The sequence below is a fragment of the Bacteroides sp. RTP21281st1_H5_RTP21281_210402 genome (assembly GCF_040918965.1).
Lineage (GTDB): Bacteria > Bacteroidota > Bacteroidia > Bacteroidales > Bacteroidaceae > Bacteroides > Bacteroides congonensis.
Genome location: NZ_JBCOWR010000001.1, coordinates 209,192 through 231,452 on the forward strand (window position 1 = coordinate 209,192; position 22,261 = coordinate 231,452).

The 22,261-nt window shown below is 41.1% G+C and carries 19 protein-coding genes and 1 tRNA gene; 8 read left to right on the forward strand and 12 right to left on the reverse strand.

All coding sequences use genetic code 11. The features are described 5' to 3' along the window. Positions 1 to 62: 62 nt before the first annotated feature. Entirely contained in the window at positions 63 to 1,271 is a 1,209-nt protein-coding gene (locus AB5443_RS00800; RefSeq protein WP_022139740.1) for an ROK family transcriptional regulator, read from the forward strand. 219 nt (positions 1,272 to 1,490) lie between these two features. Here AB5443_RS00800 and AB5443_RS00805 read toward each other — a convergent pair. Beyond that, positions 1,491 to 1,563 (reverse strand) — tRNA-Thr (locus AB5443_RS00805). 108 nt (positions 1,564 to 1,671) lie between these two features. Continuing rightward, entirely contained in the window at positions 1,672 to 3,711 is a 2,040-nt protein-coding gene (locus AB5443_RS00810; protein ID WP_368113273.1) for a toxin-antitoxin system YwqK family antitoxin, read from the reverse strand. A 167-nt stretch (positions 3,712 to 3,878) separates the two neighbouring features. Between AB5443_RS00810 and AB5443_RS00815 the strand changes: the two genes are divergently transcribed. Next, complete coding sequence (locus tag AB5443_RS00815; RefSeq protein ID WP_044655981.1) at positions 3,879 to 4,460, forward strand: epoxyqueuosine reductase QueH; 582 nt, start codon at positions 3,879 to 3,881, stop codon at positions 4,458 to 4,460. A 32-nt stretch (positions 4,461 to 4,492) separates the two neighbouring features. Here the strand turns inward: AB5443_RS00815 and AB5443_RS00820 are convergent, their stop codons facing one another. Beyond that, positions 4,493 to 6,247 (reverse strand): SGNH/GDSL hydrolase family protein, encoded by a 1,755-nt coding sequence (locus AB5443_RS00820; protein ID WP_368113039.1) that lies wholly within the window; start codon positions 6,245 to 6,247, stop codon positions 4,493 to 4,495. 295 nt (positions 6,248 to 6,542) lie between these two features. Between AB5443_RS00820 and AB5443_RS00825 the strand changes: the two genes are divergently transcribed. The 6 genes from AB5443_RS00825 to xpt all read left to right on the forward strand — a co-directional run bounded on the left by AB5443_RS00825 (position 6,543) and on the right by xpt (position 13,208). Further along, entirely contained in the window at positions 6,543 to 7,421 is an 879-nt protein-coding gene (locus AB5443_RS00825; protein WP_368113040.1) for a DNA/RNA non-specific endonuclease, read from the forward strand. A gap of 501 nt (positions 7,422 to 7,922) precedes the next feature. Continuing rightward, a complete protein-coding gene (mltG, locus tag AB5443_RS00830; RefSeq protein ID WP_368113274.1) occupies positions 7,923 to 8,960 on the forward strand; it encodes an endolytic transglycosylase MltG in 1,038 nt (345 codons plus the stop codon). An 83-nt stretch (positions 8,961 to 9,043) separates the two neighbouring features. After that, positions 9,044 to 10,636 carry a thiamine pyrophosphate-dependent enzyme gene (locus tag AB5443_RS00835; RefSeq protein WP_307996979.1) on the forward strand — a complete coding sequence of 531 codons (1,593 nt, stop codon included), beginning with the start codon at positions 9,044 to 9,046 and terminating at the stop codon, positions 10,634 to 10,636. Between the two features lie 3 nt (positions 10,637 to 10,639). Next, positions 10,640 to 11,224 carry an indolepyruvate oxidoreductase subunit beta gene (locus tag AB5443_RS00840; RefSeq protein ID WP_022136610.1) on the forward strand — a complete coding sequence of 195 codons (585 nt, stop codon included), beginning with the start codon at positions 10,640 to 10,642 and terminating at the stop codon, positions 11,222 to 11,224. A gap of 11 nt (positions 11,225 to 11,235) precedes the next feature. Beyond that, positions 11,236 to 12,543, forward strand: a complete 1,308-nt coding sequence (locus AB5443_RS00845; RefSeq protein WP_022136609.1) for a phenylacetate--CoA ligase — start codon at positions 11,236 to 11,238, stop codon at positions 12,541 to 12,543. A gap of 92 nt (positions 12,544 to 12,635) precedes the next feature. Continuing rightward, complete coding sequence (gene xpt, locus AB5443_RS00850) at positions 12,636 to 13,208, forward strand: xanthine phosphoribosyltransferase (protein ID WP_022136608.1); 573 nt, start codon at positions 12,636 to 12,638, stop codon at positions 13,206 to 13,208. Here the strand turns inward: xpt and AB5443_RS00855 are convergent. The 9 genes from AB5443_RS00855 to AB5443_RS00895 all read right to left on the reverse strand — a co-directional run bounded on the left by AB5443_RS00855 (position 13,202) and on the right by AB5443_RS00895 (position 22,087). Beyond that, positions 13,202 to 13,972 (reverse strand): EFR1 family ferrodoxin, encoded by a 771-nt coding sequence (locus AB5443_RS00855; RefSeq protein WP_368113041.1) that lies wholly within the window; start codon positions 13,970 to 13,972, stop codon positions 13,202 to 13,204. The two genes, xpt and AB5443_RS00855, sit on opposite strands and share 7 nt — an antisense overlap. A gap of 358 nt (positions 13,973 to 14,330) precedes the next feature. Further along, positions 14,331 to 14,681 carry a 50S ribosomal protein L20 gene (rplT, locus tag AB5443_RS00860; RefSeq protein ID WP_004297540.1) on the reverse strand — a complete coding sequence of 117 codons (351 nt, stop codon included), beginning with the start codon at positions 14,679 to 14,681 and terminating at the stop codon, positions 14,331 to 14,333. Between the two features lie 98 nt (positions 14,682 to 14,779). Next, complete coding sequence (gene rpmI / locus AB5443_RS00865; protein ID WP_004297539.1) at positions 14,780 to 14,977, reverse strand: 50S ribosomal protein L35; 198 nt, start codon at positions 14,975 to 14,977, stop codon at positions 14,780 to 14,782. A gap of 68 nt (positions 14,978 to 15,045) precedes the next feature. Further along, positions 15,046 to 15,648, reverse strand: coding sequence for a translation initiation factor IF-3 (gene infC, locus AB5443_RS00870; RefSeq protein ID WP_044654661.1), 603 nt, complete (start codon positions 15,646 to 15,648; stop codon positions 15,046 to 15,048). A 72-nt stretch (positions 15,649 to 15,720) separates the two neighbouring features. Next, positions 15,721 to 17,661: a threonine--tRNA ligase gene (thrS, locus tag AB5443_RS00875; protein ID WP_368113042.1), complete on the reverse strand. Its 1,941-nt coding sequence runs from the start codon at positions 17,659 to 17,661 to the stop codon at positions 15,721 to 15,723. 82 nt (positions 17,662 to 17,743) lie between these two features. Beyond that, positions 17,744 to 19,774: a tetratricopeptide repeat protein gene (locus AB5443_RS00880; RefSeq protein WP_044654666.1), complete on the reverse strand. Its 2,031-nt coding sequence runs from the start codon at positions 19,772 to 19,774 to the stop codon at positions 17,744 to 17,746. Positions 19,775 to 19,850: 76 nt separating this feature from the next. Further along, positions 19,851 to 20,405 (reverse strand): peptide deformylase, encoded by a 555-nt coding sequence (gene def / locus AB5443_RS00885; RefSeq protein ID WP_368113043.1) that lies wholly within the window; start codon positions 20,403 to 20,405, stop codon positions 19,851 to 19,853. Between the two features lie 45 nt (positions 20,406 to 20,450). After that, positions 20,451 to 20,867 carry a Holliday junction resolvase RuvX gene (gene ruvX, locus AB5443_RS00890; protein WP_044654664.1) on the reverse strand — a complete coding sequence of 139 codons (417 nt, stop codon included), beginning with the start codon at positions 20,865 to 20,867 and terminating at the stop codon, positions 20,451 to 20,453. 74 nt (positions 20,868 to 20,941) lie between these two features. Next, positions 20,942 to 22,087 (reverse strand): OmpA family protein, encoded by a 1,146-nt coding sequence (locus AB5443_RS00895; protein ID WP_073348357.1) that lies wholly within the window; start codon positions 22,085 to 22,087, stop codon positions 20,942 to 20,944. Positions 22,088 to 22,261: the final 174 nt, after the last annotated feature.

Consider the following 22,261-nt stretch of genomic DNA (forward strand, 5'->3'; position numbering starts at 1 on the left):
AACAAATCTCCATTAATAAATAAATTTATTATCTTTGTCTCAAACAATAAAGAAGGACTAAGATGAAACAACATTTACTGAAAGAAATAGAAGCAGGAACCAAGAACGCTCTTCTCAAAAAGAAGATTATTACACATTATATATATAATGGTAGTTCTACTATTACAGATTTAGCAAAAGAACTGGATCTCAGTGTCCCGACTGTCACAAAATTCATTAGTGAAATGTGCGAAGAAGGATATATAAACGATTATGGCAAATTGGAGACGAGCGGAGGACGCTACCCCAGCTTATATGGACTAAATCCCGAATCCGGTTATTTTATAGGAGTAGATATTAAAAAGTTTGCCATTAATATAGGACTGATTAATTTCAAAGGCGATATGGTAGAATTAAAAATGAATATCCCTTTTAAATCAGAAAACACTTCAGAAGCACTGGAAGAGTTATGCAAACTTATTCTGCAATTCATAAAGAAAGCAGATATAGATAATGATAAAATATTAAATATCAATATAAATGTGTCCGGCAGAGTCAACCCAGAATCCGGATATAGCTTCAGTCAATTTAATTTTGAAGAGAGACCCTTGGCGGAAGTATTAACTGAAAAAATCGGATTCCGGGTAACAATAGACAACGATACACGCGCTATGACTTACGGGGAATATATGAAAGGATGCGTAAAAGGGGAAAAAGACATTATTTTTGTAAACGTCAGTTGGGGATTAGGCATAGGCATTATCATTGATGGGAAAATATATACCGGAAAGTCCGGATTTTCCGGAGAATTCGGGCATACAAATGTATTTGACAATGAAATCATCTGCCACTGTGGTAAAAAAGGATGCTTGGAAACGGAAGCGTCAGGTTCAGCTCTTCATCGAATATTAATAGAACGCATCCAGAAAGGAGAAAGTTCTATCCTATCCAACCGGATTTTAGCCAAAGAAAATCCTCTTACTTTGGATGAAATTATAGCTACCGTAAACAAGGAAGACCCACTCTGCATTGAAATTGTAGAAGAGATCGGACAAAAACTGGGAAAACAAATCGCAGGGCTAATTAATATATTCAACCCTGAACTGGTAATCATAGGCGGAACCCTATCTTTGACTGACGATTATATCACCCAGCCAATAAAAACAGCAGTACGCAAGTACTCGCTAAATCTGGTCAATAAGGATTCAGCCATTGTGACATCCAAACTGAAAGACAAAGCCGGTATCGTCGGCGCTTGTATGCTGGCACGTAGCCGCATGTTTGAAAGTTGATTTTATCTTCTGCGCTGAGAGAAAAAGTTATCTATAAAACGAACAATATAGACCACGGCAACTCCGGCGATGACTAAAACAATAATGCGACCCAACATAAATTTCGTTTTTATATTTCACATAAATTTCATATAAAGGGAGACACCCCGCTCATACAAAAGAAATTCCACATAAAACAAAACGCTGATTATTTAACTAATAATCAGCGTTTTATTTGAGAGCCGCTAGCCAGACTTGAACTGGCGACCTACGCGTTACGAATGCGTTGCTCTACCAACTGAGCTATAGCGGCGTTTGTCTCTCGTTTACGGCGTGCAAAATTACAGCTTTATTTGAGAAAACAAAAAGAATCCGACTATTTTTTTGAAGTTATTTTTTAGTCGGCTTTTGTTGGCTAAATCTAAAACTTCTCTTTGTGGTCAAATTTCCCCTCATCGGTATAGTATTTCCACGTACCTTTAGGTTTATTATTAGCATATTTTCCGCGAAGTTTTAAAGTACCATCTTCGTAATATTCACGATAGCGTCCATGCCGTTTTCCTTCTTTGACTTCCGACTCGCTCTTCAATGCGCCTTCCGGATAAAACTCCCGCAGAACATTTCCTTCAAATTTCTCTACATAGAAACGTTTCAGTTCGCTCATCTGTTCTTTTTCGGTTTCAGCATCTTTGTTCATTTCTTCGTCATCCTCATCTGTTACAACCGCAACAGTCTCTTCAGGCTCATAGGGCGCATAGTCCATAACATATTGCAAAGAAACTGACCGGTTATCCCCTATCACCTGCATCGTCCAATAAGGGAATGAATACAAAACATCTTTATTAGATTGTATCTCGTTCCATGTACTCGCATTCATCATAGGTTTCAACTGAGAATAAAACTTATGCATATCTGTATATAAGAAAATAGTAGAACTGGATTTCATATACGAAAGTGCATCCTTAAATCCCTGATTATTTTTCAATAAGTTCTTTTGTTCGTAATCCTCTACAAAGGAAAGCAAAGAAGAAGCCTTATTACTGAAAACTACATAATCATCCACGTAAGTATAATATGGCTTCTCAAACTTATCAAATAACTTTCCGAAAAACAGGCGGAAGAAGCCCTTCATCTCAACATAATTAATCTCAAAGTCCTTATAATTAACAGTCTTGACCTTAACCGGAGTACGCCGCTTTATCTTCTTCTCAATAAATTCCATATTCTTACGGGCATCTTTTATGCTTTTAGCCCTGATGGCTAAAATAAGTTCAGGTTCATGCCCTAATAAGCCCGGTTCAGATTGTGTAATGGCAAATTCACCCGACATCCAACTCAGAAAGTTATCCTCTAAAGAGATACCGAACAATCCTTCAATCTTCTTCCGGGAATTTTGATAAGAATCATACAACAGTTTATCATGCACAGAAAGTGCATTTTCCAACTCCTTCACAAAAGTTACCGGATTATTGAAACCTATATTTGTATAAAGAGCCGTTCGCCCGGAAAGAATCTCATGCGCTTTCATCTTATGTTTTCCCGAATTCAACAAAGCAGTAACATAGGGATCGGCGGAGTCCTTTCGTAAAGTATATCCCTTCACCTCCATTCTGTCCTTGTTTGCATTCAGATAAAGACCGGCAAAGTTCATAGAGTTACTGAAGAGATCAACATATTCGTTTCTCGTTCCTAAATAAATAGACATAAACTGAGGAACGCGTGCATAATTGACAAAGACCCTTACAAGCCCCTTACCCGAAACTAATTTTTCCGTTTCGATAAAAGACTGGTCGAGTCCGATTTTGGGTTTATTACGCGAATCGATAGCCGACTCGACAAGGCCGGATGTATAAGAACCCACCAAATGATTATCCACAAAAGCAATGTAGAAAATATCACGCGTATCAGGATCACGCATTTCAAGTATATTGATACCATTATGCATTCGGTTAGTAACCTTAAAGCCACTCATTACCAGTACCGTTTCAACCTGATCCTTTACCAAATCCATCTTTGACGCTTTCTGCATATCCAGGATAAGCAGGAAATCCCAATTAGTAGGACGGGTTTTATGAAGTGAAATCAGCATGTCTCTTTTACCGACAAGAGACAATAGTACTTTATTGCTTTTTACCACCGAGTCGAGCTTTTCCACACTCGCAGTTACTTCTTCAAAAGATTTCGCTTTCTTCAGACATTGCCATGTCTCACTTCCGCTGAATTTTTCCCAATCTTCAATCGGAGCAGATGACTGTATAATAAATGCAGCATCTTCGGGAACCAGATAAATCTGCTGGATATTACGGTCGGGCGAGACAAACAGATAAACGATGGAATATACAACATATACCACCAAGGCTAATCCTGCCACTACCAAAGTTCTCTTTACTATTTTCTGTGTATTCTTTTTCTTAGCGGGTTCAGCATATTGCTCCTGTTGCCCGTTGTTTAATTCATCCATCATGTTCTGTTATTGAGTTGAGCGGGCAAAATTACTAAAAAAAACGAGATTAATTGATTCGTTCTGATTCATTTAGCAAAAATTCCATCCCCAACCCTCTCCGACTTTATTCTGAATAAATTATAAACCATTGAGCGGTATGGCAAATTATGTACTAACTTTACCGCATGAAAAAGAAATTCCAACTCGAAGTTCCCGGAGGAGCCGACAAGATTTTACTTCATACCTGTTGTGCTCCCTGTTCGTCAGCTATCATCGAATGTCTGATGCAACACAATATAACCCCTGTCATTTACTACTGTAATCCCAATATTTATCCACTGGAAGAATACAATATAAGAAAAGATGAATGTACACGTTATGCACAATCATTAGGGCTGGAAATTATTGATGCCGATTACAACCACGAAGCCTGGCGATGCCAAATGACAGGAATGGAACAGGAACCCGAAAGAGGGGGACGTTGCCTGCGTTGTTTTAAAGTCCGCTTGTTGGAAACAGCCCGTTATGCACACGAGCATGGATTTTCCGTAATTACTACCACCCTTGCTTCCAGCCGCTGGAAAAGCCTGGAACAGATTAATGAAGCCGGACAATACGCCACGGCACACTATCCCGATGTCACATACTGGGAACAGAATTGGCGTAAAGGTGGATTAAGCGAACGCCGTATCGCCATCATCAAAGAATATAATTTCTACAACCAGCAATATTGTGGTTGTGAATTCAGCATGAGAAAAGAAGAGTAAAGAGACTTCTAAACATCCCCATATCTCTCACATTATAAAAATGAAGAAAGCACACTAGCGATCCGTTCATATCCTTTCTCATTAGGATGAAGGCCATCACTAAATAATGACGCATCAATTCGCCCCTCTTTATTAATCAAAGAAGGGGTCAGGTCTATATACAAAGCATCAGTTTCAGATACCAAATCCTGCAATTCCGAATCAATTCGGCGGATACGCTCTTCCATGCCTTTTCTAGGTAAAAGACCTATTACATACAGCTTGGCAGCCGGTTGTTTGTTTCTGATAGTCTTTGTTATCAACATAATGGCATCCAATATCTCCCGGTCAGTATTAAACTGTAAATTATTAGTGCCAATCAACAGAAAAATAGTCTTTGCCTGGAAACCGTCCAATTCACCATGATAAATGCGCCAAAGTACATTCTCCGTTTTATCCCAACCAAAGCCCAAATTATGCACTCTTCGTCCTTTGAAAAGTTTCTCCCACGCTTCTTTTCCGGATTGCTTGTCCGAAAGCGGTTCACCTGCCCAATAATGAGTAATCGAGTTACCAATCATCAAGATTTCAGGAGAATTCTTACTATTCAAATCCAATACTTGTTCATGTCTTGCTGTCCAGTCATACGGGTCTCTCTGTTGCTTACAAGGAATACAAGCTGAAGAATTTCCACCTTCTTCATGTAGTATTTCCCTTATTTTCCGAATATAGCTATCCGCATATTGCTGCATACCTAAATCAGACGGGTGAACTCCTTCAACCATAGCATCCATTGATAAGCCAATATCTTCTTTAGTCAAGTAATAGATATCTGCAACTTTATTCTTTATCAAATCTTCATAGGCTCTGCGCAATGGGGTATTTGCCATCTTATAAGAAGATTTCACTTTTTCTGAAGTATATTCATTCATATACCCGCTATGCTCCACTAATAAAACAGGAGCGTCACTCCGGGCACGAAGCATGTTTACCCCGTCCAAGGTACGATTATAAATCATTGCGCTATCAGTTGCATTAGCCATGTTAGGCATACAATCTATTATATATAATCGGGCATTTATTTCCGACAGCAATTCAAAGATTTCTTTCTCCATCTTTCCGTTGCCCGAAAAGCCTAAATTGATAACCGGATGTTTCAGTTCCCTATTGATTATATTTCCCCACGCCATTCCAGGACGCGACGCACAGGCTCCTTGCGCAATAGAGGTACCATAAATGACCAATGGCTTCTCTTGTGAAACGGGAAGAAAGTCTATAAAAGCATTTTCTCTAACCCCTATCTGCATAAAAGATACTGAGTTATAAAGAGGCAGAAACAACTCATACTCATATCCTCTACCTGAACCGTCTTCATAAGTCAAACCGCTATATGTATAGGTTATAGTATCACCAAAACTGTATTTCCCTGCACACCACCTACTTCGTCCATTCCTGTCAGTGGCATATAAGTCAACTCCGGAAACTCCTGTTACCGGCATATGCGCCATCCCCCGGCTACCTTTTGCTACATATTTTATTTTAATTTCCGGAGAATTGGAATAAAAAGCAACAGACAGACCCGCACTCTGTTGAGACAAGTCCCAAAGCGGGGTACGCACTTTGCTTTGGGCTTTAAGCGGAAGACGGGCATAAGTACCCTGCAATTCACTTTGCCAGGCTCTACCACGAATCACAGGACAGACTTGTTCCTGAGGATTCTTCCATTTATATTGAGCCTGCAATGTTCCCCAACTGCCCAAAAAGAGTATCAACAACAGCCAACTTTCTTTGCTTACCCTTATTTCCATTTTGATTTGTATTTTATCAAGTATTATTTATAATCAGGAACAAACTAAGTATATTGATTGCAAATATACAAAAAGTACTAGATTAACGAATTAGATTAATAAAATTATTCAGTATCTAAGAACTACACAATACCCCATCGCTTCCTTATTGAAACAGAAAACTTTAAAAGTTCATAGAAAATGAGGAAAAGAAAGAAATATAGCTTATTTTTGCTGACTGAATTATAAGTATAAAAGTGACATCATATCTACAGAATGGCATGATATGCACTTGACCATTATCGTCAATAAATCAATGAATCGAAGTAAAAAAGGCAAAAGCAGAAAATTATTCAAAAAGAAATCACGCTCTAATTATAAATTAGGATGGATTATCGTCCTCATTGCACTCATTCCTATTCTTTATGGCGTCTATTTATATTGTCAACAAATTGACAGCACAAAAAAGGAAGAGCCGCAAGCAAACATATCACTTCAAATTCCATCCGGCAAGGAGTTGAAGATTCCGGTATCACTAACTCCGCGACAAGAACAAATAATCCACCATACCGGATACACCGTTTCATATAATAAAGATTTAAAGCTCCCCAATTGGGTTTCCTATGAATTAACCCGGAAAGAAACAAAGGGAAAAGAAAAAAGAAACGACCGTTTTATTGCCGATCCGCTGGTAACAGGCTCGATTGCAACTAATGCCGACTATACACGTTCAGGATACGACAAAGGACACATGGCACCTGCTGCGGATATGAAATGGAGTTCACAAGCAATGAAAGAATCATTCTATTTCAGTAATATGTGTCCGCAACACCCGCAATTAAACAGGAGAGGATGGAAAAACCTGGAAGAGAAAATCCGGGATTGGGCTATTGCAGATAGCGCAATTATCATTATATGTGGCCCTATCGTAAGCAAACAGCCAAAAACAATAGGAAAAAATAAAGTTGCAGTACCTCAGCAGTTTTTCAAAGTAATCCTCTCTCCTTACGTCAAACCCATGCGGGCTATCGGATTCCTGTTCAATAACAAACAGGCAGTAGAGCCTCTTTCTACATACGCAGTAACCATAGACAGCATCGAACGTCTTACGAACATGGACTTTTTTGCGTCACTTCCCGATGATATAGAGAATAAAATAGAAGCAGAAGCAAACTATTTCCAATGGTCGAATTAATCAGAAACACCACATAATTTCTTAGAATCATGCGGTAACCTTACCGGTTTCTTTCCTATCAATTAATGTAATCCTTTCAGTATATTAATAAAATCCGCCGGGATATTAAGCTGTTACACTTGTGCAACCTGCTTGATACTGTTGAGCAACTTGCCAGTTGCACTTGTTCTTCCCCGTAGTTACTCCACTGTAACTTAACAAATCAGCACATATACGTATAAAAGCAAGTAATCACTTCATTAACAACACATTGCACAAAAAGTGCAACTTTCTCCTTCAAAAAACAGAAATCATTTAGATGTTTTTTGTAAACTTATCTTAATTACACCCTATTTACACACATAATCGTCTGATTATCAACGCTGCGACATTTTTGTTTTTCCGGGTATAATACTTAATATAAGAGCAAAAATGTCACAAAAGAAAGATTCCTCTCAGAAAGAAATCACTCCTATTCAAATTCTTGTTATCTTTGACGCTGCAAAAATAACGTCTCATAAGATGAAGAAGAAAAAGAGAAACATTTTATTATCCATTCTGATCGGAGCATTCCTTTTTTGTGCCATTGCCGGAGGAACTGTTTATTATTACCTGTTTGCTCCTCAATTCCGTCCGTCTAAAACCGTATATATTTATGTAGACCGGGATGACACAGCAGACTCCATATATAATAAAATAAAGAAGTCCGGACATGTCAACAAATTCACCGGATTTTACTGGATGGCTAAATATAAGGATTTCAAACAGAACATCCATACCGGACGCTACGCCATTCGCCCGAATGATAATGTCTATCATGTATACAGCCGTTTCTCAAGAGGTTACCAGGAACCCGTCAATCTCACAATCGGAAGCGTCCGGACATTAGACCGACTGGCACGTAGCATCGGCAGACAACTTATGATAGACTCCGCCGAAATCGCCGGGCGACTGTTTGACCCTGCTTTTCAAAACAAAATAGGATACACGGAGACAACCCTTCCCAGTCTTTTCATACCGGAAACTTATCAAGTATACTGGGATATAAGCGCAGATGATTTTTTCAAGCGTATACAAAAGGAACACGAGCGTTTCTGGAACGAAAAACGCCTCACTCAAGCTACTGCCATCGGAATGACACCGGATGAGGTAAGTACACTGGCATCCATTGTTGAGGAAGAAACCAACAACAATGAAGAAAAGCCAATGGTAGCCGGACTGTATATCAATCGTTTGCATAAAGATATGCCTTTGCAGGCAGACCCTACCATAAAATTTGCCCTGCAAGATTTTGGCTTGCGCCGTATCACCAACGAACATCTGAAAGTTAATTCACCCTATAATACCTATATAAATACCGGATTGCCGCCGGGTCCTATCCGTATCCCTTCCAAGAAAGGTCTGGACAGCGTATTGAACTATACCAAACATAACTATATCTATATGTGTGCCAAAGAAGATTTCTCAGGAACCCACAATTTTGCATCCAATTATGCCGACCACATGGCAAATGCAAGAAAATACTGGAAAGCACTGAATGAAAGAAAGATTTTCAAGTAAATTCGTGATAAAACGAACTGAAAAGCCTATCTTTGCCCGATAGATTAACAAACTGTGATCAACACTAAATAAAAGAAATAGATATGAGCAAGCAACTCTTACTTGGCGATGAAGCCATTGCACAAGCTGCATTGGATGCCGGACTTTCAGGTGTTTATGCCTATCCCGGTACTCCTTCAACTGAGATTACGGAATATATTCAAATGGCCCCTATAACGACCGAACAGAATATACACAACCGTTGGTGTGCCAATGAAAAAACAGCGATGGAAGCCGCATTGGGTATGTCCTTCGTGGGCAAACGGGCGTTAGTTTGTATGAAGCATGTAGGAATGAACGTAGCTGCCGACTGTTTCGTCAATTCTGCCATCACCGGCGTGAAAGGCGGATTGATCGTGATAGCAGCCGACGACCCTAGCATGCACTCTTCTCAGAATGAGCAGGACAGCCGTTTCTACGGAGATTTTTCACTGATTCCTATGTACGAGCCCAGCAACCAGCAGGAGGCATATGACATGGTGTACAGCGGTTTCGAATTCTCTGAAAAACTAGGCGAGCCTGTTTTAATGCGTATGGTAACCCGCCTTGCACACTCCCGTTCCGGAGTAGAGCGTAAAGAGCAAAAGCCACAGAATGGCATATCTTTCAGCGAAGATCCACGCCAGTTCATCCTGTTGCCGGGAAATGCCCGCAAGCGCTATAAAACATTACTCTCCCGCCAGGACGAGTTTATCAAAGCTTCAGAAGAATCACCTTACAATAAATATACAGATGGCCCTAACAAGAAATTAGGAATCATCGCTTGCGGTATCGGCTACAATTACCTGATGGAAAATTATCCCGAAGGTTGTGAATATCCGGTGCTCAAAATCGGTCAATACCCATTACCTAAAAAACAATTGCATCAATTAATCGAATCTTGTGACGAAATCCTCGTTCTGGAAGACGGTCAGCCATTTGTAGAAAAGCAATTAAAAGGTTATCTGGGCATTGGCATTAAAGTAAAAGGACGCCTGGACGGTACTCTTTCGCAAGATGGCGAATTAAACCCCGATTCGGTAGCCCGTGCAATAGGAAAAGAGAATAAATCAGCATTTGGCATTCCTTCCGTAGTGGAAATGCGTCCACCCGCACTTTGCGAAGGATGCGGACACCGCGATATGTATATCACATTGACTGAAGTCCTTAAAGAAGAATATCCTTCTCATAAGGTATTCAGTGACATCGGTTGCTACACACTGGGGGCTAATGCGCCATTCAACGCCATCAACTCATGTGTAGACATGGGTGCTTCCATCACTATGGCAAAAGGTGCGGCCGACGGTGGTCTTTATCCGGCTGTAGCCGTTATCGGAGACTCCACCTTCACTCATTCGGGAATGACCGGACTGCTAGACTGTGTCAATGAAAACGCCAACGTAACTATCGTGATTTCCGACAATGAAACCACTGCCATGACAGGTGGACAGGATTCGGCCGGAACAGGACGCATTGAGGCTATATGCGCTGGCCTTGGAGTAGAGCCCGCCCATATCCGCGTAGTTGTTCCACTGAAGAAAAACTACGAAGAGATGAAGCAAATCATACGCGAAGAAATCGAATATCGGGGTGTATCTGTCATTATCCCACGCAGAGAGTGTATCCAAACATTAGCACGCAAAAAAAGAAGTAAGTAAGCCATGAAAAAAGACATTATATTATCAGGAGTAGGTGGACAGGGAATTTTGTCCATCGCTACAGTAATCGGCAAAGCTGCCTTGAAAGAAGGACTTTACATGAAACAGGCAGAAGTGCACGGAATGAGCCAGCGTGGTGGAGACGTTCAGTCCAATCTCCGCATCAGTGACCAGCCGATTGCCTCAGACTTGATCCCTTCCGGAAAATGTGATCTTATCATCTCCCTGGAACCTATGGAAGGATTGCGTTATCTTCCCTACCTTAGTCCCGAAGGCTGGTTGGTGACTAACGAAACTCCGTTTGTCAACATTCCCAACTATCCGGAAGCAGACAAAGTAATGGCGGAAATCAATAAGTTACCCCATAAGATTGTATTGAATGTAGATAAAGTAGCAAAGGAAGTAGGTTCTGCCCGGGTTGCTAATATCGTCTTACTGGGAGCAACCATCCCATTCCTTGGCATTGATTACGAAAAAATACAAGACAGCATTCGTGAAATCTTCCTGCGCAAGGGAGAAGCAGTTGTAGAAATGAATCTTAAAGCATTGGCTGCCGGCAAGGAAATTGCCGAAAAGTTAATGCAATAACAGGCATTACCATGAATACACAATACTGGGAAGAAGAACTAGAAACCATGAGCCGCGAGAAGTTGCAGGAATTGCAACTTCAACGGCTTAAAAAAACAATCAACATAGCTGCAAACGCTCCTTACTACAAAGAAGTTTTCAGCAAACATGGCATTACCGCAGATAGCATACAGTCATTGGATGACATCCGCAAAGTGCCTTTTACAACCAAATCCGATATGCGTGCCCACTACCCCTTCGGACTAGTGGCAGGCGATATGAGCAATGACGGTGTACGTATCCACTCTTCCAGTGGTACTACCGGGAATCCGACCGTAATTGTCCATTCACAACATGACCTCGACTCCTGGGCGAACCTGGTTGCCCGATGCTTGTATGCCGTAGGTATCCGCAAGACCGATGTTTTCCAAAACAGTTCGGGATATGGCATGTTTACCGGCGGATTAGGTTTCCAATACGGTGCCGAACGTCTCGGCTGCCTGACGGTTCCTGCTGCTGCCGGAAACAGTAAGCGCCAGATCAAGTTCATCAACGACTTTAAAACGACCGCCTTACACGCCATTCCCAGTTATGCTATCCGCCTTGCTGAAGTTTTCCAGGAAGAAGGTCTCGACCCGACAAAGACCACCCTAAAGACGTTGGTTATCGGCGCTGAACCTCATACAGACGAGCAACGCCGGAAAATAGAACGTATGTTAGGCGTGAAAGCATACAACAGCTTCGGTATGACTGAAATGAACGGCCCCGGTGTCGCTTTCGAATGCCAGGAACAGAACGGAATGCACTTTTGGGAAGACTGCTATCTGGTAGAAATCATTGACCCCGAAACAGGTGAACCTATGCCCGAAGGAGAAATCGGAGAATTAGTACTCACCACTCTCGACCGTGAAATGATGCCGCTGCTCCGCTATCGTACGCGCGATTTAACCCGAATTCTCCCCGGAAAATGTCCCTGCGGACGTACACATATCCGCATCGACCGTATCAAAGGGCGTAGTGATGATATGTTTATTATCAAGGGAGTCAACATCTTCCCGATGCAGGTTGAGAAAATTCTGGTACAATTCCCCGAATTAGGTAGCAACTACTTAATCACTCTGGAAACTGTCAACAACCAGGACGAAATGATTGTCGAGGTAGAATTGAGCGATCTCTCTACCGACAACTATATTGAGCTGGAAAAAATCCGCAAGGATATTACCCGCCAATTGAAAGATGAAATTCTAGTTACGCCGAAAGTGAAACTGGTCAAGAAAGGCTCTCTCCCACAAAGCGAGGGAAAAGCCGTTCGTGTGAAAGACTTACGAAACAACAAGTAAACTATTTAAATTGCCTATGTGCTAATATACCATCCGCAACTTTCATCAAACGGAATGGCATATTAGCACATTATTAATTAATATCATACAGCATGCAATTACTTAAAAAGAGAATTCTGCAAGACGGAAAATGCTACGAAGGAGGTATCCTGAAAGTAGACGGTTTTATCAATCATCAAATGGATCCCGTCCTGATGAAATCAATCGGAGTTGAGTTTGTCCGCCGTTTTGCAGCCACAAACGTAAATAAGATTATGACAATCGAAGCCAGTGGTATCGCCCCAGCTATCATGACAGGCTACCTAATGGACTTACCTGTCGTATTTGCCAAGAAAAAATCTCCTAAAACCATTCAGAATGCACTGAGTACCACTGTCCATTCATTTACCAAAGACCGTGACTATGAAGTTGTTATCAGTGCCGATTTCCTCACTCCTAATGACAATATACTCTTTGTTGACGACTTCCTTGCATACGGAAACGCAGCATTAGGCGTTCTCGACCTCATCAAGCAATCCGGAGCTAATTTGGTAGGAATGGGATTTATAATCGAAAAAGCCTTCCAAAACGGCCGCAAAATATTAGAAGAACAAGGAGTCAGAGTAGAAAGCCTTGCTATTATTGAGGACTTATCCCACTGCTGTATTAAAATCAAAGATCAATAACCGGAGTTGGGGTTGAAATATTGCCCTTTCCTTTTTGTTCTTTTTCCATATTGCACCGCTTGCTGAGGACATACATGATAACATGCCAGACAGGAGGTGCAATCCTTTCCCCACACTGGCTTTCCTTCCGAAAGGGTGATATTCTTCACCGGGCAACTCTTCTCACAGCGCCTGCATCCAATACAGGCATCCGTAGCATAAAAGTTCTTAGGTGACATTTGGAAACTATTAAATAAAGGATTGATAATCCTTGTCTTGATAAAAGGCATACTCCCTTCATGACAGGAAAATACATACTCCCTCCTACTTATCAAAGTATTTACCCTTTTGAGGCTTGGAATACTCTCTGCCAACTTTTTACGTTCCAGTTCCTTGCTATCCACATCAAACCCCGGAAGCAATACATAATTATTAGGCATAGTCACAGAAAAGCCGGCATGGCACTCCCACCTCTTAGACTTCAGTGCCTTCGTCAACACCTGCTGCGTAAGTCCGGTATCATCCCCACATGAACAGACAAAAAACAAATACTGTCCTTTATATCCTTTCAGAGAAAGTTTCCGGATAAAGCGAAATACAATTTCAGGCGGTGCCCACGAATAGATTGGAAACACAAATCCTATCTTCTCATCTTCTTGCAGACAAAACTCCAACGTTTCATTCCTTAATGCATCGGGAATGAAAACCAATTCTTCTTTCTGTTCCTTGGATAGCTGCCGGGCGATCCACTTGGAATTACCTGTACCTGAAAAATAAAATATCATAGGAAAGTATATAAGAAAGCCGTACCGACGATGTGATGAAACTCTGATAGAACAAGATTTGAGCGCTCGCCCTCTTTGTAATCCACCGGCTTAAAGCTGTCCCGAAGGATGTGGCCCGCCATTGAAGAACGAAGCTTTCTCGGTGCATCAGATTAATTTGAAGAGTTTCCCGATCCAGTCGATACGGCTAATATTTTTGTATCACAAATGTAATAAGAATCCCTGAGATTAGCAAGAAAAAAAAGGATTTTGTTTGCCTACTAACATTTTTTTTATTCCTTTTCATCTGCCTGATAAAAGGAAAGTGCCAGTTACTAGCTTAGTATCTGACACTTTGTAAATCGTAAACTGTTGAAACTTAAGCAGCTTTTGCTTTTGCAACTACAGCTTTGAAAGCTTCCGGGTGATTCATTGCTAAATCAGCCAAAACCTTACGGTTTATTTCGATACCGGCTTTGTGCAAACCGCCCATCAATTTAGAATAAGACATTCCTTCAAGACGTGCAGCAGCGTTGATACGTTGTATCCAAAGAGCGCGGAAGTTTCTTTTCTTATTTCTACGGTCACGGAACGCGTAAGTCAAACCCTTTTCCCAAGTGTTTTTAGCTACGGTCCATACATTTTTTCTTGCACCAAAGTAACCTCTGGTTAATTTCAAAATTTTCTTTCTTCTTGCTTTTGAAGCAACATGATTTACTGATCTTGGCATAGTTTTACTTTTTTTGAATGTTAGCGCCGCTACTTCACGCAGCGAACTTCAGGCTAATGCATTCGGTTAATACTTTAATAATACTTTTACGCTTTTGATTACTTCATTGCTAAGAGTTCCTTCACCTGGCTTACATTTGTTGTATCAACAGTTGTAGAGTAGCACAGGTTTCTTTTTCTCTTTTTGGATTTCTTAGTCAAAATGTGACTGTGAAAAGCGTGCTTTCTTTTGATTTTACCTGTTCCGGTAAGGGTAAACCTTTTTTTAGAACCGGAGTTAGTCTTCATCTTTGGCATCTTACTTGTTTTTAAATTATTAAATATATAATGGCAACGCACTATACCTGCGCGTTACGCATCTTTTCTTATTCTTCGCTTGTTTCCGGCTTTTCAGCTTTCTGTACAGGAGCAGCAGGTTTCGGAGCCGCCGGCTTTTTAGGAACATCTTTCTTTTTCGGAGAAAGTTGTATAGTCATACGCTTTCCTTCAAGTATCGGCATTTGATCCACTTTTGCATAGTCTTCAAGATCATTGGCAAAACGAAGCAGCAATACTTCACCTTGTTCCTTGAAAAGGATGGAGCGACCTTTAAAGAATACATAAGCCTTCACTTTATCACCGTCTTCCAGGAATCCTTTTGCATGCTTCAACTTAAAGTTGTAGTCATGGTCATCTGTCTGAGGGCCGAAGCGAATCTCTTTCACATTAACCTTCACCTGCTTTGCTTTCTGTTCCTTCTGACGTTTCTTTAACTGATAAAGAAATTTAGAATAATCAATTATACGACAAACAGGGGGTTGAGCATTCGGAGAAATTTCCACTAAATCCAGTTCTTTCTCTTCGGCCATTTTCAAAGCCTGAAAGATAGGATATACTTTCGGTTCAATATCGTCGCTTACTATGCGAACTTCCTTGGCACGAATCTGTTCATTGATTCTGTATTGCCCTTTTAGAGTGTCATTCTTCATTAAAAACGTTTACTTCCTAGTTTGATCTTTTAATTGTTATACTAAATATTTTATTCTGAAACGGCTGCAAAGTTACCATTTATTTATCATATTCTGAACTTCTTCGTTCAAAATTTTAGCAAATTCTTCAAATTTCATGGTTCCCTTATCACCTTCGCCTTGTCTGCGAACAGAAACTTCACCATTTTCAGCCTCTTTCTCACCGACAATCAGCATGTAAGGAATGCGCTTCATTTCATTATCGCGAATCTTACGACCAATCTTCTCGTTACGGTCATCTACAATCGCACGGATTTCATGAATCTTCAGATACATCTTCACTTGTTCTGCATATTCATTGAACTTCTCACTGATCGGCAGAATAACCACCTGTTCCGGTGTCAGCCACAATGGGAACTTACCGGCAGTATGTTCTATCAACACGGCAACAAAACGTTCCATAGATCCGAACGGAGCGCGGTGAATCATTACCGGACGATGCTTCTGGTTGTCAGAACCCATATATTCAAGTTCAAAACGTTCCGGCAAGTTGTAGTCAACCTGGATAGTACCCAACTGCCAACGACGGCCGATAGCGTCTTTCACCATAAAGTCGAGCTTAGGGCCATAGAAAGCAGCTTCTCCATACTCAATCTTGGCAGGCAAGCCTTTTTCCGCACAAGCTTCGATAATAGCCTGTTCAGCTTTTTCCCAGTTGTCATCGCTACCGATATATTTCTCGCGATTCACTTTATCACGCAATGATATCTGAGCTTCAAAATTCTGGAAATCCATAGAACGGAACACGATAGATATAATATCCATCACGCGGAGAAATTCATCCTTCACTTGCTCCGGACGACAGAAGATATGTGCATCATCCTGCGTAAAGCTACGTACACGAGTTAAACCGTGCAACTCGCCACTTTGTTCATAACGGCAAACCGTTCCGAATTCAGCGATACGCAAAGGCAGATCCTTATACGAACGCGGGAAGTTCTTGTAAATCTCACAGTGATGAGGACAGTTCATTGGTTTCAAGAAGTACTCTTCACCTTCTTCCGGCGTATGGATAGGCTGAAATGCATCCTTACCATATTTTGCATAGTGACCGGAAGTCACATACAACAATTTATTACCAATCGGCGGAGTAATCACTTCCTGATAATCGTAGCGGGTCTGAATACGACGCAGGAATTCTTGCAGACGCAGACGCAATGCAGTACCTTTCGGCAACCACATCGGGAGTCCCTTTCCAACCGTTTCAGAGAACATGAACAATTGCATCTCCTTACCAATCTTACGGTGGTCACGCTTCTTCGCTTCTTCCAGCAATACCAGATATTCATCCAGCATTTTCTTTTTCGGGAACGTAATACCATAAATACGGGTCAGCATCTTGCGATCTTCGTGACCACGCCAGTAAGCACCGGCAACAGCAGTCAGCTTGATAGCCTTGATCGGAGCAGTCGTCATCAAGTGAGGGCCACGGCATAGGTCAGTAAATACACCCTGTGTATACGTAGTAATGTGTCCGTCCTCCAATTCGGAAATCAATTCACATTTATAAGTTTCCCCACGATCACCGAACATCTTCAAAGCATCTGTTTTAGCAATACTCTTTCTGACTACATTTTCTTTCTTTGCAGCCAGTTCCAGCATCTTAGCTTCAATAGCGGGCAGATCACTTTCTTTAATCACAGCTTCTCCCGGATCCACATCATAGTAGAATCCGTTTTCAATAGCCGGACCGATACCAAACTGGATACCCGGATAAAGTTCCTGCAAAGCTTCAGCCAGCAAGTGGGCACTTGTATGCCAAAAGGCATGTTTACCTTCTTCATCATCCCATTTATAAAGTACGAAATTCGCATCCTCATTAATAGGACGTCCCAAATCGTAAGTCTCACCATTCACGCCACATGCCAACACATCCTGTGCCAAACGCGAACTGATACTTTCTGCAATCTGTAAACCATTCACTCCTTCGTTATACTCACGAACAGAGCCATCGGGAAATGTTATCTTTATCATAATATGATTATGTTATATTTTCACAATTTGAACGCAAAAGTAACTAAATCTTTTGAGTTTTCCATTTTTTATCAAAAAAATGTTATTCCGTCTGATCCGTAAAACGCTTGATTACATTATAAGCGGAAACAATGCCCAACTCACCGGCTTTACTCAAATCAGAAATACCCAGTTTGTTATTACCCAAGAAAATATGAGTAAGCCCCCGGTTGAAATATGCATCCGCAAAGTCCGGATTCAGTTCGATAGCCTTGTCATAGTCGGCCACTGCCGCGCGATAATCTTTCAGCATGGCAGAAACATTCGCACGATTATAATAAGCATAAACAAAATCCGGTGCCAAATTGATTACTTTATCCAAATCTTTTCTCACCACTTCATAATCTACCGCCGTAATCTCCTTGCGCTTGTCACCCAAAGTCTCTGTTTCAGCAGCTTGTTCCGCCTTCTGATATTCCAGTTGCTTACAGCGGATAAGAGCACGCATAAAGTATGCCGGGAAGAAATCCCCATCCAACAGGATCGTTTGCGTCAAATCGGAAACGGCACTTGAGAAATCCTGTACCAGGTAAAAATCAATTGCACGGGCAAAGCGTTTTGGAGCACTCTTTTCATCCGCTACAATAGCAGATGTATGCGTATCGATCAGAGCAAAGTGGAACTTCACTTGTTCTTCCGTCAACGGAGCTTCCATATTTGTGATACGGAGACGTTTCGGAAGCACACCCGAACGGTTCAAATCCTCAACGAATTTGTGGAAATTAACAGAACGCTTCACATCACTCATTTTCTCATAATAAGTCAATGCGAACATAGGTTCCAGTGTAATATTCACGTTCTTATCCTGCACACGTCCACGATAATCGCTCGTATAGCGTTGTTCGGCTTCAGAGTCGTCAGCAATGACTATCTTACGATAGTTATTCATATTCTTATCTGACTTCTTACGGGTCTTTTCACCCTCCTCGTCTTCACCGTCTTTTTCTTTATTCTGATTTTGGGCTACATCTTTATTCGTCACACCGTTCTGCTTGTCGATCTGCGCCTTCATGACTTTAAACTCGTCCTGTTCCGCCCCTTTCTTGTCACCAATCTTCCGTCTGGCTTCCGAACGTTGGTAATATCCGGCAAGGAAGTTGGGATACTGGTCGATTACAGTTGTGTAGTCTTTTATCGCACCACGATAATCACCCGTCTGTGCACGAAGCAAGCCACGGTTAAATATAGCCATCATATTATCCGGCTCCATCTGAATCACAAAATCGAAATCCTCAATCGCCCGGTTGTCATCACCTACCTGCGCGCGAAGCAAGCCACGGTTATAATGCCCGATAAAATTATTAGGATCAATATCCAGTGCCAGGTCATAATCGCTCATAGCACCCCGCAGATTTTTCTGGTGGAATCGTGCCAATGCACGATTAATATAATTTCCTGCATTCTTGGCACTTAAATGAATAGCCCGATCGAAGTCTGACTCAGCTTCCGCATACTTAGACTGCTGCAATTTCACAATCGCTCTTGCAGACCATGCGTCCGGATCATACTTATCCAGTTCAAGCGCTTTATTAAAGTCATTCAAAGCAGCAATCGTATCCTTTTGCTGCAAAGACACCTCACCCCTCATCAGGTACGCACGAGTATAACGCGGAGACACTTTCAGCAAACTCTCCAAGTCTTCTTTCGCAGAATCATAATCCTTCTTCTGAATATGGGATAATGTCAGATTATGCCACAGAGTGATGTTCTCCGGATCATAATGCAAAGCTTTCTGATAATCTTCAATAGCCCCGTCAAATTTACTCTGACGAATCCTTGCCAAACCACGAACCTGATAAGCGCCTACCACAAACGGATTCCGCTGAATAGCTGCGTCACAGTCTATTTCAGCACCTTGAAAATCTTCCAGGTTCAGTTTAGCCAACGCCCTGAAGAAATAAGGTTCATACAAATAAGGCTTCGCATTAATCACCTGGTTAAAATACTGGATAGAAAGTACATAATCCTCAAAATAAAGAGCGTTTCGGGCGATAGTCATCACCCGATCCGTATTTATCTGAGCACATACCAGCGTGGGGAACAGTAATAATACTGTTAATATTCTTTTTATCATCGACATTTTATGCTTGTAAACGAAGCAAAAATAATGCTTTTCGTTTACTTAACAGGGATATAAACGTTTTTTATCTTTATTTCACCTGTTTCATCTTATAAGAACTGCGTGCTTTCCCTTTCAGCATCGTATTCAGCTTTCCTTTAATCATCTGTTTACGAAGCGCAGAGATATGATCAATGAACATTTTACCGTCCAAATGATCGAATTCATGCTGCATGACACGAGCCAGGTAACCTTCTACCACTTCCTCATGTTCTACAAAATTCTCGTCCATATATTTCACGCGGATCTTATCTCCTCTTTTCACTGTTTCATGAATGCCGGGAAGGCTCAAACAACCTTCTTCCATACACACTTCCTCACCAGCCACTTCCAGTATATGCGGATTGATATAAGCCTTATTAAAATCCTTAAATTCAGGATAATCTTCCGAAAGCGGATCCAATGTGATGGTAACAACACGGATAGGCAGACCAATCTGCGGGGCAGCCAGCCCAACACCGTCTGCGTGCACCATTGTTTCAAACATATTCGCAATCAACTCTTTCAAATTCGGATAATCCGGAGTTATGTCCTCTGCCACCTTTCTCAAAACAGGCTGTCCATATACATAAATAGGTAAAATCATATCTTTATATTCTACTAATAAATTAAATTATTCTATTGTCATCTACTAAAAACGTTTACTCTCCAAATATGTTTGCAGAATTATTGTAGCGCTTATCTCGTCTACCAATGCTTTGTTCTGACGATCCTTCTTTTTCAAGCCCGCTTCCAGCATTGTGCGATGCGCCAGAACAGACGTAAAACGTTCATCCACATATTCAACCGGAATATCAGGGAAACGTTTCTTCAGCGAACGGACAAAAGGTTCTATATTTTTCATATTTTCCGAGACCTCATTATTCATCTGCTTAGGCAGTCCGATAATAATCCGTTCTACCGGTTCTTTGGCTACATAATCACCGATAAACTTCAGAAGCTCATGCGTAGGCACTGTTGTCAAACCGTTTGCAATCAGTTGCATAGTATCACTGACAGCTATCCCTGTGCGCTTTCTTCCATAATCTATTGCTACAATTCTGCTCATGGGGCACAAAAATACAAAAAAGACGCTTCCCGTGAAAGGAAACGTCTCTTTTATTGTAATATTTCAAATGTATATTATTCTTCAACAATAGCTACGCGGCTCAGTTTAGCGCTATCATAGAACATATTGCTTACACCACCCTTGTAATCAACCTTCAATTGAGAAGCAGGAACACCAAATTCGTTAACCATCAAGTCACGAACAGCTTCAGCTCTCTTCTTACTCAACTTCATGTTGTACTCAGCAGAACCGGTACCCTTATCAGCATATCCTGTTACAGTATATACTTTACCAGAATTTTCTTTGATAGCTTTAGCCATAGTCTCGATGTTCATGTATTCTCTCTTAGCGATATTGCTCTTACCGATATTGAATACAACAACCAGACGTGGGATAGCAGATACAACTTCTTTCTTAACGATAACTTCCGGTTTCTTGTTACGTGCTTCAACCAAGTCACGTTTCAGAGATTCGTTTTCACCCTTCAAAGAGTTAACCCTGTCTCTCAGGTCGTTCAACTGGCTTTCCGGAACCATAGGAACAGTAGGAACAGCATCCCAACCGCGTTTCTTGAACTTATAAGTAACACCTACAGTCAAACCGGCCATACCTTCCTTACCTGCACCACCGAAAGCATTCTTCATCAGTAATCCACGTAATTCTACATTAAGATCCCATGCCGGAGAAAGACGGAAACGGTTAATCAAACCTGCATTCAAACCTAAATTGTTCTCTGTCGGTTTTGTCCATGAATGCACCAATCCAACACCTACATAAGGAATAAATGAATAAACACGTTCTTCATTATATCCACAGAACATATTGGAAAGGTTGAACATTACATCACCATGGAAATTAGCAACATTCCATTTTTGTTTGTAATACCCATTAGAATAGGTGCCGCCTTTTACATAAAGGTCATCAGCTTCCGGAGATGCGCCTTTAGCCTGAAGACCGTTATACGCAACACGTAATCCCAATCCCGGAGTAAACCACTTACCAACAGCAATATCAAGTGCTGGAGCAAGACGTTTTCCAAAACTAGCCTTACTGTCGTTGTCACCAAAGTACATTTGTGCACCAACACCACCGCTGATAAACCAATTAGCGCCAAAGAGATTTGTTTCTACTCTGTAGCTCTTTGCAGCTTTTTCTTTTTCTTGAGCAGGCAGACATACTGAGACTGCTGCCAATAAAATAAACAATAAACCCTTTTTCATCTCAATTTATTTTAGTAAATAATATATTTCAATTGCCTTTCAAGATGGCAATAGACCTTAACGTCCATTCCTAACAAAGAGACAATATTCATTGTCCTTTTCTCTAAAATTAATGCAAATATAGATATTTAATATAACACAAACAAAAAATCACGTAAATTTTCATTCGGACAT